We start from the raw sequence: 14,745 nt of genomic DNA, 5'->3' as shown, positions 1-14,745 counted from the left end.
CACCGCCTTCAGCCAGGCCACGTTCTTGCAGGCGATCCGCACCGCCTTCAGCCAGGCCACGTTCTTGCAGGCGATCCGCACCGCCTTCAGCCAGACCGCGTTCTTGCAGGCGATCCGCGCCACCTTCGGCAACGCGGGTTTCTATCAGGCGATCCGCGCCGCCTTCAGCGACAACCGGGTGGGCAAAAGCGTTTGCAGCGAGTACCGAGAAAGCGAGGCTAAGCAAGAATTGGCGTTTCATGATGGTGTGCTCCGAGTGTTTTAGTTGGGTGCCGTTTGGCATGGGTTTGATGTTACGCGTTGCATTTTTTAAGAGAACTTCATTGCGCTGATGGTGACTATCGATGCCAACGATGGTCCCGCTGGCGGGACCATCACTGCGGCCGTCATGGCATTTGCGGCAGTTCGTTGGGGCGCAGGTCAAACACCAGCACTTCGGCGTCTTCGCCATGGCTCAGGCGGATCTGGCGTTCGTCCCGTACGCGTACACCGTCGCCTTCCTGTAAGCGCTGGCCGTTGAGTTCCACGCTGCCGCGCGCCACATGGACGTAGGCGTAGCGATCCGGCGCCAGTTCCAGGCGGGTACTTTCGTCAGCGTCAAACAGGCCGGCGTACACCCGTGCGTCCTGGCGCACTTTCAGCGAACCGTTGGCGCCCTCCGGCGAGATGATCAACTGCAAGCGCCCACGTTTTTGCGCTTCAGTGAAATGCTCTTGCTGATAGCGCGGTTTGGCGCCGGCTTCGTTGGGCACGATCCAGATTTGCAGGAAGTGCACGCCATGCCGCTGGCTATGGTTGAACTCGCTGTGGGCCACGCCGCTGCCGGCGCTCATCAGTTGCACATCGCCGGGGCGGATCACTGAGCCGGTGCCCAGGGTGTCCTTGTGCTCCAGCGCGCCTTCGAGCACGTAGGAGAAAATTTCCATGTCGCGGTGCGGGTGCTGGCCGAAGCCTTTGCCTGCGGCGACGCGGTCATCGTTGATCACCAGCAGGTCGGAAAAACCCTGCTCCTTGGGGTTCCAGTAGTTGGCAAAAGAGAAGGTGTGGAACGACTTCAACCAACCGTGATTGGCGGCGCCGCGTTCGGAAGCTTTGCGAAGGGTCAGCATGGTCCAGTCCTCAAGTGAGCGCGGGCTGCGAGATGCAGGGCGCTTGCGTTGAGAAGAAGGTTAATGGTTAGCGAGTGATTGATTAAGAAGATGAAAATAGAATAACTGTCGCTCTCAGGTTGACAGTTAAAGTCGTGCCATAATGCCCGCCGCACTCCTTCACGATGGACATTCCCCGCTTATGAAAACCGTGGCCATGGCGCTGTTCCCGGACTTCCTGCTGCTCGACATGGCCGGGCCGCTGGAAGTGTTTTCGATTGCTAACCGCTACTTGCCGGCGGCCGATCACTACCAGATCCTGACCATCGGCACCGAGCCCGGCCCGTTGCGGGCGTCCAACGGCGTGAGCGTGCAGATCGATCTGCTGTTGGAACAGGCCCAGGCGGCCTATGACCTGCTGCTGGTGCCCGGCGGCCCCGGCGCCTATAACGAATGCCACCCCGCGCTGTTGCCCTGGCTGAGAGTCGCGGCGCCACGGGCTCGGCGTTTTGGCTCGATCTGCACCGGCGCTTTTGTGCTCGGCCACGCAGGCTTGCTCGACGGGCACCGCGTGACCACCCATTGGCACTACACCGAGCGGTTGATCAAGGCGTTTCCCAACGCCATTGTCGAGACCGACCGCATCTATTTGCAGGACGGGCGCCTGATCACCTCTGGCGGCGTCACTGCGGGTATCGACCTGGCCCTGTCGGTCGTCGCCCAGGACCACGGCAAGCAAGTGGCGGTGGACGTGGCCAAGGTGCTGCTGGTGGTGATGAAACGCCAGGGCGGCCAGGCCCAGTTCAGCCCGATGACTGCCGCCGTGGCGCCTCAGGAAACTCCGATCACCCGCGTGCAGAACCACGTGCTGGCGCATCTGGATCAACCCTTTACCATCGAGTCCATGGCCGAGCTGGCCGGCATGAGCGCGCGCCACTTTGCGCGGCTGTTCGCCAAGGACGTGCAGATGACGCCCATGGCGTTCCTGCAAGGCGCGCGTATCGACCGGGCCCGGCACTTGCTGGAAACCACCGACCTGCCGCTCAAGACCGTGGCCTTCCACGCAGGCTTTGGCAGCGTGCGGCATATGCGCTTTCTGTTCAGCGAAAAGCTCGGTTTGAACCCTACCCAATACCGACAACAGTTCAGTTAACGACAGCATGTCCGTCTCAGGCACCCGATTGTCCGTATCGCTCCCCGTGCCAGCATTGTCCTGTCATCGCCAACTGGCAAGATAGCGTCGAGCCCATGGAAAAAGGATGCGCAGGCACTCAAGCACGGGTGTTTCAGCGCTGTGACGGACATGCAAAATGCTACGGCGGTGAGCTTTGGCCCCTACACCTTTCATCGGCAGCAGCGCCTGGTCAGTAAGGCCGGCTGGCCGGTACCGCTGGGCGGGCGAGCCTTGGATATTCTTGCGGTACTGCTCGAAGCGCCCGGGCATTTCATCAGCAAGGCGACCTTGATCGAGCGGGTGTGGCCCAACAGCGTCGTCGAAGAGAGCAACCTGCGCGTGCACATTGCCGCATTGCGTCGCGCCCTGGACGGCCAACGCTGGATCCTCAATCACCCCCAGCGCGGTTACTGCTTCGCTGCGCCTGCGCAGGACGCGCTGCCGACGCTGCTGCCTCAGCACAACTTGGCGGCGCGGCTGAGCCCGGTGTGGGGGCGCGATGAACTGGTGGGCGTGCTGGCGCGGCGTTTGGCCGTGCAGCGGTTGTTGACCCTCACCGGCGTGGCCGGCATTGGCAAGAGCACACTGGCCCTAGCCCTGGCCGAGCGGGCATTGCCGCGTTATCGCGACGGGGTGTGGTGGCTCGACATGGCCGTTGTGCAAGCGCCGAGAGAACTGCTCGGCAGCCTCGCCAGGGTACTGCAGTTGCATTCGACGCCCGATAGTTTCAACGAACTGGGCCGGCGCCTGGCCTCGCGCCAGTTGCTGCTGATACTCGACGGCGCCGACCTGCTGCTGGGCGCGTGCCGACAGCTGCTGCGTGCGCTGCGCGCGACGGCGCCTGGCATCAGCGTGCTGATCACCAGCCGCGAAGCCTTGCTGGCCCCTGGCGAGTGGGTGCTGCGCGTGCCTCGGCTGGCGGTGCCGTCGCCGTCGGCCAATGTCGAACAGGCGATGGCCTGTCCTGCGGTGCAACTGTTCGTGGCGCGCGCGCGTGCCAATCAGCAGGGGTTTAATTTGCGGCCCCAGGATTTGGCGCCGCTGCGCGACCTGTGTCGGCGCCTGGACGGCCTGCCGCTGGCCCTGGAATTGGCGGCCGCCCAGGTGGATGCGTTGGGCATCGGCGGTGTGCAAATGCAAGTGCGCACGGGCTTGCAAGTGCTGGCCCGAGGTCGGCGCACGGCGGTGGAGCGTCATCGCTCACTCACCGAGGCCCTGGATTGGAGCTACGAGCGCCTGAGCCTGCCGGAGTGCTGGCTGTTTCTGCAATTGAGCCTGTTCAAGGTGGCGGTCACCTTACCTGGCCTGAGTGACATGGTGGCCGGTACCGAGCTTGAACATGCCGACCTGTCTTACCTGCTGGCACGCCTGGTCAACGTCTCGTTGCTGAGCGTCGAGCCCGGCCTGGGCCCAGCGCGCTATCGGCTGCTCAACTGTGTGCGCAGCTACGCTTTGGGACAACTGCGCGACCCGCGTCAGGTCGAGCGTTTGCAGCAAGGCTACGCGCCTTGCCTGGGCGCGTTCTCAGGCCGGCCGTTTGTCCTGCAACTCGTCGAGCAGGCAGCGCACGCGCAGTAGATCCTGGGTGTCGAAGCCTTCGCTGAAGCGTGCATGGATTGAACCGAGCAAATCCCTGGCGAGCTGAATGCGCCCCTGCTGTTGCCATAATTGCGCCAGGGATTCGCCGCAGCGCAGCTCCCAGGCCAGGGCACCTTGCTGGTGCGCCAGGCCTAGCGCTTCCAGCAGCAGTGCTTCGGCGGCGTGCTCATCCTCTAGCTGCAAGGCGTACACCCGCACAATCTCCGGGGCGCACCAGCCCGCCGCACCACTGCGCGCGCGCTCCAGGGTGGGCGCATCCACCGCATGGGTACCGAAGGTAATCAAGGTGTCCTGGATCAGGCCCAGGCCTTGCCAATCCGGGTGGCCAAGAATACCGGCGTAATGCCCGGCCCAGGTCTGGAACAACTGCACAGAATGCTGGTGCGACTGCTCCAGCAGCAGCCGTTGCAGGGCTTGGGCGTCGTCTTCGGCGCCGTTGTAGCGGGCGATCACCACCCCAGCCAGGGCCAGGGTGTAGCAGATCGAGGTGCCGTGGTTGATCTGCAGGGCCAACTCCAGTGCCTGGCTGGCGGTGCGCCAGGCGCGCTCGGGAAAGCCCTGCAACCACAGGATCCGCGCCAGCACGGTCAAGGAGGCGACACCCTGGTCGTATTGCACGCCAACCCCGAGGGCAAAGCGGTTCACGTGACCGCTTTGGGACATGCGCTGCAACACCTGCTCGGCGTGGTGCCGGGCGAGCGGCTGGTTGCCGGTGTAATGCTGGCCCAGCGCACGCAGCCGCTGCGCGCTAAGGCCCAGCAACGGCTCGGTGTGTGGGTCGAGCCGTTCGAACTGCACGCTCAGCTCCTGCGCTGGGCCGTAGCGCCCGGCACACAGGTTCACCGCCATCAACCCGGAGACCGCACGCAACTGGCCGCCAAGGTCCTGGGTTGTCTCGGCCAGGCGTGCGGCACCCTCGAATGCCGCAATGGTCCGAGGTGCGGCGCCTATGGCGTGGTAGGAGAGGCTGCCCAGGGCCAATTGCAGCTGCAGGGTCAATTGCGCGCAGGGCGCGGTAACCTGGCCAATCAGCGCCAGCGCCTGGTCCACATAGCCGCCGTGCTCACGCAGCAACGACAACTCTTGCCACAGTGGCATCGCGCTGACCGTCAGGCGGATAGCCAGCAGCTGCGCACCGTCGTCAGCAAAGCCCCAGTCGAGGGCGGCACGCACGTCTTCGCGCAGCGGTGCATAACGGTCGATCCACGGCTGTGTGGCGATCAGGTCCCAGTCGCCCTGGGCCTGTTCCATCAGCGCCAGGCAGCGTGCAGCGTGGCGCTCTCGTGTGGCATGCAGTTCGCAGGCCTGGCTGAGCTTTTCCAGGGCGTAGGTGCGGGTGATGTCCAGCAGGCGATAGACCATTTCGTCATCGCTGGCCTCCACATTCAACAACGACTTGGCCACCAGTTGCGTGATGGAGCCCAGCACTTCGGCGGGGGCCACTTGCTCCCCGGCGATCACCGCCGCTGCGCTGACCAGGCTGAAGCCGCCACGGAAGACCGCCAGGCGGCGCAGGCAGATTTGCTCGCACGCCGTGAGCAGGTCAAAGCTCCAGTCGAGCGTGGCGCGCAGGGTCTGCTGGCGGGGCAGGGCACTGCGTCGGCCGCGGGTCAGCAGGCGAAAGTTGTCTTCCATCTGCACCAGCAGGCCCGGCAAGCCAAACCGTTCAATTTGCGCGGCCACCAGTTCGATCGCCAGGGGAATGCCGTCCAGGCGCTGGCAGATATCAATCGCCAGGGGCAGTTCAGCGTCGCTGAGGGCAAAGCTCTCCTGGTGGGACATGGCGCGCTCGATCAGCAATTGCATGGCCGGGTAACCCAGGGCCTGGGCGCGGTTGCCGGTGGCGGGCGGGCAGGCCAGCGGTTCAAGGCGCTGCACATATTCACCTTCGGCGCGCAGGGCTTCGCGGCTGGTGGTGAGGATGTGCAGGTGCGGTGCATGGCGCAGCAGGGTTTCACTGATCAGGGCGATGTCGTCGAGCAGGTGCTCGCAGTTGTCGATCACCAGCAGCATCTGGCGTGCCTGCAGGCTGCGGGCGAGGCTGGCCAGGGACGCATTCTCGCCCGGTGTCAGGCCGAGCAGGGCGGCCAGGTTGGGCAGGATCATGGACGCGGCACTGAGCGGCGCCAGGTCCAGCAGGTGAATACCGTCGCGGTAATGCCCGATCAGCAATTCCGCGACGCGCAGGGCGACGGTGGTCTTGCCGATGCCACCGGCGCCGGTCAGGGTGATGAAGCGTTGCTGCGGCAGTTGTTGCACCAGAGCGTCGATCAGCGCTTGGCGACCGATCATGCGTGTGCGGCGCAAGGGCAGGTTATGGCTGGGGCGTTGGGGCGCGCCGTCGGTGGGCAGCGTCATGGGTTCAATGCTCAGTGGCGCAACAAAACTGTAGCCGCGCTGGGCGACCGTGACGATATAGCGCTGCCCGGCCTGGCCGTCCCCCAGTGCTTTGCGCAACGCAGCCATGTGCACCCGCAGGTTGCCGTCTTCCACCACACTTTTGGGCCAGACCCGTGCGATCAGCTCCTGCTTGCTCACCACATTGCCGGCGTGCTCCAACAGGATCAGCAGAATGTCCACCGCCCGCCGCCCCAGGCGCAGCGGGCGACCGGCCTCCAGCACCAGGCGCTGGCGCGGGTGGATGCGGTACGGGCCGAAATGCACGGCCTGGTCGCTCAAGTCATTCATGGCTGCCCAGGTTCTGGATGAGGAGAGCGGCCAGCATATTCCAGGTACGCGCAGACCACTAGGCAGCGATCACATCAGGTTTGCTGCGCGAGTGGTGGTTTCGCCAGGTCATCGGGTTGACGCCTTCGCTGCGGGTGAACATATGGCAGAAGTGCGCCTGGTCGCAAAAGCCACATTCGAGGCTGATCTGCGTGAGGCTCAGGGACGAGCCGGTAATCAGTTCCTTGGCCCGCTGGATGCGTTGCTGGCGAATCCATTCCTGGGGCGACAGGCCGGTGGTGCACTTGAAGGCGCGGGAAAAATGGCTGCGCGACAAGGCGCAGGCCTGGGCCAGGTCGGCGATCGCCAGGCTTTCGCCGAGGTTGGCGAGGATCAGTTGCTTGGCGATGCGCTCACGCCGGGGGCACAGGCCACCGGTGGCGGGCAACCGGGGGGCATATTGCTCGAGTCGGGCCATGACAAATATCCGCAGTCGATGGGAACGTTCCCGGTGGATGGGTGCAGTGTAGACGCCCTTAATCTTGTTGCCGGACCGCCTGGCTGACGAGTTAATCGTTGTTAATTTCGCCAGGTGCGGCGCTGGAAAAGACAGCACAGCTATGCAATCCCGGGCGTGCAGTGCATGCTTCCCTGGCCCCCTGGAAAACGTTTGGATAGCGCCCATGAACCGCAACGATCTGCGCCGCGTCGATATGAACCTGCTGGTGATTTTCGAAGCCTTGATGTTCGAGAAAAACCTGACCCGAGTCGCCGAAAAACTGTTTATCGGCCAACCGGCAGTGAGCGCCGCATTGGGCCGTTTGCGCGATTTGTTCGACGACCCGTTGCTGCTGCGTAACGGCCGTGCCATGGAACCCACGGCGCGTGCACTGGCGATACTCAAGGAGCTGCAACCGGCCATGGACACCATCTCGGGCGCCGTCAGCCGCGCCAAGGATTTCGACCCCTCCACCAGCTGCGCAGTGTTTCGTATCGGCCTGTCCGATGATGCGGAGTTCGGGCTGTTTCCGTCCTTACTCAGCCGCCTGCGCGAAGAAGCGCCGGGCATCATCGTGGTGGTGCGCCGCGCCAATTACCTGTTGATGCCTTCGCTGCTGGCCAGCGGTGAAATTTCCGTGGGGGTCAGCTACACCACCGACCTGCCGGCCAATGCCAAGCGCAAGAAGCTGCGGGATATCCCCTGCAAGGTCCTGCGCGGCGATGACGGCGAGGCGCCGCTGACCCTGGATGATTACTGCGCCAGGCCCCACGCAATGGTGTCGTTCTCCGGCGACCTGAGCGGCAATATCGACCTGGACCTGGCCCGCATCGGCCGCTCGCGTCGCGTGGTACTGGCCGTGCCGCAATTCAGCGGGTTACGCGCGTTGCTAGCGGGGACGCAGATTATCGCCACCGTGCCCGATTACGCCGCGTGCGCGTTGACCGAAGGCACACGCCTGCGCGCCGAGGACCCGCCGTTTGCGATTGATGCGGCGGAGCTGTCGATGGTGTGGAGCGGGGTGCATGACAACGACCCGGCGGAGCGATGGCTGAGGGGCAGGATTGCGGAACACATGGCCCGGGCGACGTAGCTTTGCCGGTAATTGTAGGAGCGAGCTTGCTCGCGAAAAAACTGAGGGCGCCACGTTGAACCAGTAAGCCCGCGTTATCGTTGAGGTTCTTCGCGAGCAAGAACTAGACGTCCCCCTCGCTCCTGCAACAAGCCAAACAGCACATACATCCAATTCTCCCCACCGCTCAACGGCCAGACTCTCCCCATCGCTCAATACTCCGGGGAAGCACTCAGCCATGGATTCAACCACCAACACCAGCCCCGACGAAGTCGTCACCCTGGTCGTCAAGCACCGGGTCAAACCCGGCTTTGAAGTCGAGTACGAAGCCTGGTTGCGCCGCATCGTGCGCATCGCGGGCGAACGCCCTGGGCACCTGGGTGTTGACGTGGTGCGCAGCCAGCAAAACGGCATGGCGCTGTTCACTTGCGTGCTGCGCTATAGCTCCACCAGCGCCCTTGAGCGGTGGCTCGGCTCCCCGCAACGCCAGGCGCTGATCGACGAAGCCGCGCCGATGCTGGCGGACGGCGACCAGACGGAAATCGGCGCGGTCAATGAATTCTGGTTCGCGCCCCAGGCCGAGGGCGGTGCCAAGCCGCCGCGCTGGAAGCAGGCGGTGGTCAGCCTGTTTGTGATCCTGCCGCAAACCTTGCTGCTGCCGTTTATCTGGGGGCCGATCCTGCGGTTGCACCCGTTTTTGTCCAATTACGTGGTCTCCACCTTCCTGGTCACCCTGACCATCGTGTTGCTGGTGGTGTACCTGCTGATGCCGGCGGCCACCCGCCTGTTCGCTCCCTGGCTTGAAGCCTCTGTAAAGGAAACCCTATGAACGCCGATCTGATTCTGTTCAATGGCCAGTTCCACACCGTGGACCGCGAAAACCCACGCGCCACCGCCGTGGCCATCCACCAAGGGCGCTTTGTCGCCGTGGGGACCGACGGCGAAGCCATGGCCCTGCGCGGCAGCGGCACCCAGGTTATCGACCTCAAGGGCCGCACCGTGATTCCCGGCCTCAACGACTCGCACTTGCACCTGATTCGTGGCGGGTTGAACTACAACCTTGAACTGCGTTGGGAAGGCGTGCCGTCCCTGGCCGATGCCTTGCGCATGCTCAAGGACCAGGCCGACCGCACGCCCACGCCGCAATGGGTGCGCGTGGTGGGCGGCTGGAACGAATTCCAGTTCGCTGAAAAGCGCATGCCTACCCTGGAAGAACTCAACCAGGCCGCCCCGGACACCCCGGTGTTCGTACTGCACCTGTACGACCGCGCCTTGCTCAACCGCGCCGCACTGCGGGTGGCGGGCTACACCAAGGATACGCCGAACCCGCCGGGCGGTGAGATCGTGCGCGACAGCAACGGCAACCCCACCGGCATGCTGGTGGCGCGGCCCAACGCGATGATTTTGTATTCGACCTTGGCCAAGGGCCCGAAACTGCCCCTGGAATACCAGGTCAACTCCACCCGCCAGTTCATGCGTGAACTCAATCGCCTGGGCCTGACCAGCGCCATCGATGCCGGCGGCGGTTTCCAGAACTACCCCGATGACTACGCGGTGATCGAGCAACTGGCCAAGGATCAACAGTTGACGGTGCGCATCGCCTACAACCTGTTCACTCAGAAGCCCAAGGAAGAACTCAGCGACTTCAAGAACTGGACCGGCAGCGTCACCCTGCACCAGGGCGATGACTACCTGCGCCATAACGGGGCCGGCGAGATGCTGGTGTTCTCGGCCGCGGATTTCGAAGACTTCCTCGAGCCCCGCCCGGACCTGCCGCTGACCATGGAGCAGGAGCTGGAACCGGTGGTGCGCCACCTGGTGGAACAGCGCTGGCCGTTCCGTCTGCACGCCACTTACGACGAGTCCATCTCGCGCATGCTCGACGTGTTCGAGAAGGTCAACCGCGACATCCCGTTCAATGGCTTGCCGTGGTTCTTCGACCACGCCGAAACTATCACGCCGAAAAACATCGAACGCGTGCGTGCCCTCGGTGGCGGTATTGCGATCCAGGATCGCATGGCGTTCCAGGGCGAATACTTTGTCGAGCGCTACGGCGCCAAGGCTGCCGAAGCCACGCCGCCGATCAAGCGCATGCTGGCCGAAGGCGTGCCGGTAGGGGCGGGCACCGATGCCACCCGCGTGTCGAGCTACAACCCTTGGACCTCGCTGTACTGGATGGTCAGCGGCCGCACCGTCGGTGGCCTGGAGCTGCACGCCGAGGGCTTGCCGCGCCTTACCGCGTTGGAACTGTTCACCCACGGCAGCGCCTGGTTCTCGTCCGAGCAAGGCAAGAAAGGCCAGATCAAGGTCGGTCAACTGGCGGATGTCGCCGCGTTGTCGGCGGACTTTTTCAGTGTCGAAGAAGAAGCCATCAAGTGGATCGAGTCGGTACTGACAGTGGTCGGCGGCAAGGTCGTGTACGGCGCTGGCGACTTCGAAGATTTCGCACCGCCACGGGTACCGGTGCTGCCCGACTGGTCGCCAGTGGTCAAGGTGCCAGGGCACTGGCGCCCGACGTCGCCGATGCAGGCCCAGGTTCACCAGTGCAGCGGACCTTGCGGCGTGCATGCCCACAGCCATGAAAAAGCGCGCCTTTCCAGCGTGCCGGTCAGCGACTTCCAGGGTTTCTGGGGTGCGTTCGGCTGCTCCTGCTTTGCCTTTTGAAGAACACCCCCATCCCCAAAGGAGTTACCCATGACTTACAAGCGCTTGAACAAAGATGATGCTGTTGTGCTGTTGGTTGATCACCAGACCGGCCTGATCTCCCTGGTGCAGGATTTTTCCCCCAACGAGTTCAAGAACAACGTGCTGGCCCTGGCCGACGTGGCGAAGTTCTTCAACCTGCCGACCATCCTGACCACCAGCTTTGAAAGCGGCCCCAACGGCCCGCTGGTGCCTGAGCTCAAAGAACTGTTCCCCGACGCGCCATACATCCCGCGCCCTGGCCAGATCAACGCATGGGACAACGAAGACTTCGTCAAGGCCGTCAAGGCGACCGGCCGCAAGCAGATCATCATTGCCGGTGTAGTGACCGATGTGTGCGTGGCATTCCCGACCCTGTGTGCCCTTGACGAAGGCTTTGAGGTTTTCGTGGTCACCGACGCTTCTGGCACCTTCAACGAAACCGTGCAACAAGCCGCCTGGGCACGCATGACCGCCGCCGGTGCGCAACTGGTCAACTGGTTCTCCGTGGCCTGCGAGCTGCAAGTGGACTGGCGCAACGACATGGAAGGCCTGGCCAACCTGCTCTCGCCGCGCATTCCCAACTACCGCAACCTGATGAACAGCTACTCGGCGTTCGCTGCCAAGTAACCTGCTCTGTAAAACACCGCAAGACCCTGTGGGAGCTGGCTTGCCTGCGATGGCGGTATACCAGTCAACAGCATTGCTGGCTGATACACCGCCATCGCAGGCAAGCCAGCTCCCACATTTGATTGGGTTCACATTTGGTTTGTGGTGTGATCACTGACAGGCTATAAAACAGCCCATCGTCCCCTGAGAAGCGACAATGAACCCTTTCGAAGACATGCGCCTGTTCTGCCAGGTCATGGAGTCCGGCAGTTTTACCGCCGCCGCCGAGCAATTGGGCTTGTCCAAGCAATTCGTCAGCCGCCGCCTGATCCAACTGGAAGACCGCCTGGGCGTGCGCCTGCTCAACCGCTCCACACGGCGCCTGGACGTCACGCCGCTGGGCCAGAGTTACTACGAGTCGGCCTTGCGCCTGCTCGGTGAGGTGGAGCAGGTGGAGCAGGGCATCGCCGGCCAGAACAGCGAGCCGCGCGGCACCATTCGCCTCAGTGCTCCCTTGTCGTTCGCCATGGCGCACCTGGGTTGCCTGCTGCCGTTGTTTTTGCGTCAGCATCCACAGGTCTGCGTTGAAGTCGACCTGAGCGACAGGCCGGTGGACTTGATCGGCGAAGGCTACGACCTGGTGCTGCGCATCGGCACCCTGGAAGACTCCACCCTGATCGCCCGGCGGATCGCCGCTATCGAGCGGGTGTATTGCGCCAGCCCCGACTATCTGGCGCTACGGGGTACGCCATTGAAACCCGAGGATTTAACCACGCACGACTGCCTGCCCTACGGCCACGGCCGCCAGGTGCAATGGCGCTTCAAAGGCAAGTTGCAAGCCTTGAGCGTCAGCGGACGCATGCGCGTCAATAACGGTGACCTGCTGCGCGATACCGCGATTGCCGGTTTGGGCGTTACCTATCTACCGACGTTCATTGTCAGCGAGGCCTTGAAGGACGGTCGCTTGGTCAAGGTATTGGAAGACTTCGCCCCAGAGGCCTTGACCCTGTCGGCGGTGTACCCGCAGCACCGCCAGAGTTCACGCCCGGTGCAAGCGCTGGTGGAGTTCCTGCGCGAACGCCTGGCTAGCGGCTGCTGAACAGTTGGCGGATCAGGTTGGGCGTACTGCCCGTCCACCGCTTGAACGAGCGCCGAAAATTCGCCGCATCGTTGAAGTTCAGGTACGCGGCCACTTCCTCGTTACTCAGCCCCTTGGCCTGGTACAGGTGCAACGCCACGTGCTTGCGCACCCGGTCGACCTGTTGCTGAAAACCCGTGTCGTGCCGTTGCAACTTGCGCTTTAGCGTGGCCGGGCTCATGGCGAAGGTGTGCGCGGCTTGTTCTAGGCTCGGTGGCTGGCGCACGTGTTCGCGCAGGTAGCCGTAGAGGCAGTCCAGAAAGCTTGTGGCAAAGCCCAGTTGCTCGATTTGTTCAAGGGCTTGCTGGCGTGCGACCTGGCCCGCGGTGGCCGAAGCACCGGGCCAGTTGTGGGTGAGGTGTTCACGGGGGAGGCACATCATGTCCAGCGGACGTTCGAAGCGTGTGTGTTCGCCCAGATGCACCCAGTATTGCTCGACGTACCGGGGTTCGGCATGGCTGAAACTGCACACCCACGGCAAGCGCTGGCCGCTGAGCCATTGGCTCATGGCAACCAGCGAGGTCATGCTGGCTTCGAGCAGAAAGCGCCAGTGTTCGCCGGCGCCGCAACTGTCCAACCAATACAGGTAAGCGTGGTGCTCATCCAGCTCCACTTGCAGCGTGGCCAGCGGGCTGAGCAGCACTTGTTGCTGGATCAGGATCTCCAGCGCCTGATGAAGGTTGTGTGCATGCCCCAGCGCATGACTGGCGGCGCCGTAGTAGCCGGGCAGCAGGCGTTGGCCAAACAGGAAACTGCTGTCATCGGCATCCAGCAGTTTGCGGCTGTTGCCGATCAAGCCCAAGAACTGCTGCGGGCTCAACCGCGCGTTGCCGGCCAGGATGTCTTCGTGGAACAGGCCGGTGCCGCGCAGCAAACGATGGCTGTCGATGTCCCGGGACAAGCCCAGGTCGATCAACGTGGCGGGTTGATAATGACCGGGGATGAAGCGGCTGTCGTTTTCATACCAACTGGTTTTCACAGCCATTTCAGGCGCTTTTCGCAAGAGGGTGTTTGGCGCGGGCCAGGCCCATATTCAGCCGCTTTAGCAACTCGTGGGGTGACTCTTGCAAGGCCATCACCACCGCCGTGGTCGCCGCCAGTTGCAGGCGTTCGCCCTGTTGCCGGGTCTTGTGGGCGAGGCTCTGCACCGCGTGTTGCAACTCCTGCGCCAGGCCCTGGGCCTGGCGCTCGCCGGTGTTGGGCAGCAGCACCACAAAACGATCGCCTGCCAGGCGGCACAACAGGTCCTGGCGGCGCAGGTTGAGCAACAGCACATGGCTGACCGCCTGTAGCACCGCATCACCCTCGGCATGCCCGTAGGCCTGGTTGATGGCGGCGAAGTTGTCCAGGTCCAGGGCCAGCAGCGACAGCGGTTGTTGCTGCTCTTGGCTGTCGCGCAGGCTGTCGGCGAGTTGGCGCTTGAGGTAGTCGGCACCGGCCAGGGGGGTGAGTTTGTCGAATAGCCGATGCTCGCGAAACAACCGCTCGCGTTTTTCCATCTGTGCGCTGATCGCCAGTTGTTCGTGGTGCCAGTGGTAGATACCGATCGTCAGCAGGATCATGCCCACCGGCATTGGCCCTGACTCCAGCCAGTGATCCCAGGAGATGCTGTCAGGCAGGCGGATGAATTCGTCGAGGCTGTCGATCCACCAGGAAAAAAAGATGCACGACAGCCCCAGCGCCAGGTATTGGGTGACCCGTCCGGCGGGGCGGCTTTTCAACACCAGGCCCAGCCAGATCAGCGCGAGCAGCGCCGAACCGCCTTCGCCGATGATATCCAGCCACACCCATTCGCTGACGCTTTTGAGCTCGCCGCAGGCCAGGTGCAGGATCAGTCCGAGGTTGGCGGCGATCAGTAGCAACGCGAGTTTCCAGCGGTGGGGTTTGAGCACGGAAAACATGGCCACGGGTCCTTGGGCAAATAAGCGATGGGCGCCAGCACAGCAGATTGATGTGACGGTTGGATGACGGGGTGGGAGGGTCGAATCAGCTCATGCCCTCGGTGCATTTTTCATGCTGAACATGGACCCCATGTGGGAGCTGGCTTGCCTGCGATGACGTCCTCACAGCCGCCCCATATCTACCTGACACCCCGCAATCAAACTGTGGGAGCTGGCTTGCCTGCGATGACGGCCTCTCAGCCGACACCTATCCACCTGACCCCCCACCATCCAACTGTGGGAGCGGGCTTGCTCGCGAAGGCGGCCTGGCAGTCAA

The 14,745-nt window shown here is 63.4% G+C and carries 12 protein-coding genes and 1 pseudogene; 8 read left to right on the top strand and 5 right to left on the bottom strand.

Translation table 11 applies throughout. The features are described 5' to 3' along the window. Positions 1–265 (top strand): annotated as a pseudogene (locus tag QK296_RS28395) (hypothetical protein); the annotation flags it as partial. A 121-nt stretch (positions 266–386) separates the two neighbouring features. On the opposite strand, the gene QK296_RS28390 reads toward QK296_RS28395, so the two are convergent. Further along, positions 387–1,109: a pirin family protein gene (locus tag QK296_RS28390; protein ID WP_094775548.1), complete on the bottom strand. Its 723-nt coding sequence runs from the start codon at positions 1,107–1,109 to the stop codon at positions 387–389. Between the two features lie 181 nt (positions 1,110–1,290). Here QK296_RS28390 and QK296_RS28385 point away from each other — a divergent pair, with 181 nt between their 5' ends. Together QK296_RS28385 and QK296_RS28380 are read left to right on the top strand one after the other, a co-directional pair. Next, positions 1,291–2,241 carry a GlxA family transcriptional regulator gene (locus QK296_RS28385; protein ID WP_282392258.1) on the top strand — a complete coding sequence of 317 codons (951 nt, stop codon included), beginning with the start codon at positions 1,291–1,293 and terminating at the stop codon, positions 2,239–2,241. 150 nt (positions 2,242–2,391) lie between these two features. Then, positions 2,392–3,840, top strand: coding sequence for a winged helix-turn-helix domain-containing protein (locus QK296_RS28380; protein WP_282392256.1), 1,449 nt, complete (start codon positions 2,392–2,394; stop codon positions 3,838–3,840). Here the strand turns inward: QK296_RS28380 and QK296_RS28375 are convergent. Together QK296_RS28375 and QK296_RS28370 are read right to left on the bottom strand one after the other, a co-directional pair. Next, positions 3,787–6,549: a winged helix-turn-helix domain-containing protein gene (locus tag QK296_RS28375; protein WP_282392254.1), complete on the bottom strand. Its 2,763-nt coding sequence runs from the start codon at positions 6,547–6,549 to the stop codon at positions 3,787–3,789. The two genes, QK296_RS28380 and QK296_RS28375, sit on opposite strands and share 54 nt — an antisense overlap. A 58-nt stretch (positions 6,550–6,607) precedes the next feature. Next, the gene (locus QK296_RS28370; protein WP_003191911.1) at positions 6,608–7,006 is read right to left on the bottom strand and encodes an AraC family transcriptional regulator; all 399 of its coding nucleotides are present in this window, start codon (positions 7,004–7,006) and stop codon (positions 6,608–6,610) included. 205 nt (positions 7,007–7,211) lie between these two features. Between QK296_RS28370 and QK296_RS28365 the strand changes: the two genes are divergently transcribed. The 5 genes from QK296_RS28365 to QK296_RS28345 all read left to right on the top strand — a co-directional run bounded on the left by QK296_RS28365 (position 7,212) and on the right by QK296_RS28345 (position 12,489). Further along, positions 7,212–8,120: a LysR family transcriptional regulator gene (locus tag QK296_RS28365; RefSeq protein WP_003191909.1), complete on the top strand. Its 909-nt coding sequence runs from the start codon at positions 7,212–7,214 to the stop codon at positions 8,118–8,120. Between the two features lie 217 nt (positions 8,121–8,337). Beyond that, positions 8,338–8,928: an antibiotic biosynthesis monooxygenase gene (locus tag QK296_RS28360; RefSeq protein ID WP_282392251.1), complete on the top strand. Its 591-nt coding sequence runs from the start codon at positions 8,338–8,340 to the stop codon at positions 8,926–8,928. Further along, on the top strand, positions 8,925–10,763 hold the full coding sequence (locus QK296_RS28355; protein ID WP_034134486.1) for an amidohydrolase: 1,839 nt from the start codon (positions 8,925–8,927) through the stop codon (positions 10,761–10,763). The genes QK296_RS28360 and QK296_RS28355 overlap by 4 nt, the downstream gene beginning before the upstream one ends. 30 nt (positions 10,764–10,793) lie before the next feature. Beyond that, positions 10,794–11,411, top strand: a complete 618-nt coding sequence (gene ycaC, locus QK296_RS28350; RefSeq protein WP_003191905.1) for an isochorismate family cysteine hydrolase YcaC — start codon at positions 10,794–10,796, stop codon at positions 11,409–11,411. 196 nt (positions 11,412–11,607) lie between these two features. Further along, positions 11,608–12,489, top strand: a complete 882-nt coding sequence (locus tag QK296_RS28345) for a LysR family transcriptional regulator (protein WP_003191903.1) — start codon at positions 11,608–11,610, stop codon at positions 12,487–12,489. Here QK296_RS28345 and QK296_RS28340 read toward each other — a convergent pair. Together QK296_RS28340 and QK296_RS28335 are read right to left on the bottom strand one after the other, a co-directional pair. Continuing rightward, the gene (locus QK296_RS28340; protein WP_282392248.1) at positions 12,476–13,513 is read right to left on the bottom strand and encodes an AraC family transcriptional regulator; all 1,038 of its coding nucleotides are present in this window, start codon (positions 13,511–13,513) and stop codon (positions 12,476–12,478) included. The two genes, QK296_RS28345 and QK296_RS28340, sit on opposite strands and share 14 nt — an antisense overlap. 1 nt (position 13,514) lies before the next feature. Next, positions 13,515–14,429 (bottom strand): GGDEF domain-containing protein, encoded by a 915-nt coding sequence (locus tag QK296_RS28335; protein ID WP_034134484.1) that lies wholly within the window; start codon positions 14,427–14,429, stop codon positions 13,515–13,517. Between the last annotated feature and the right edge of the window lie 316 nt (positions 14,430–14,745).

The sequence above is a fragment of the Pseudomonas sp. AL10 genome (assembly GCF_029960685.1).
In the GTDB taxonomy this organism is placed as follows: domain Bacteria; phylum Pseudomonadota; class Gammaproteobacteria; order Pseudomonadales; family Pseudomonadaceae; genus Aquipseudomonas; species Aquipseudomonas lactis.
The sequence above is the reverse complement of the archived record's forward strand: the minus strand, read 5'-3'. Positions and strand labels throughout refer to the sequence as shown.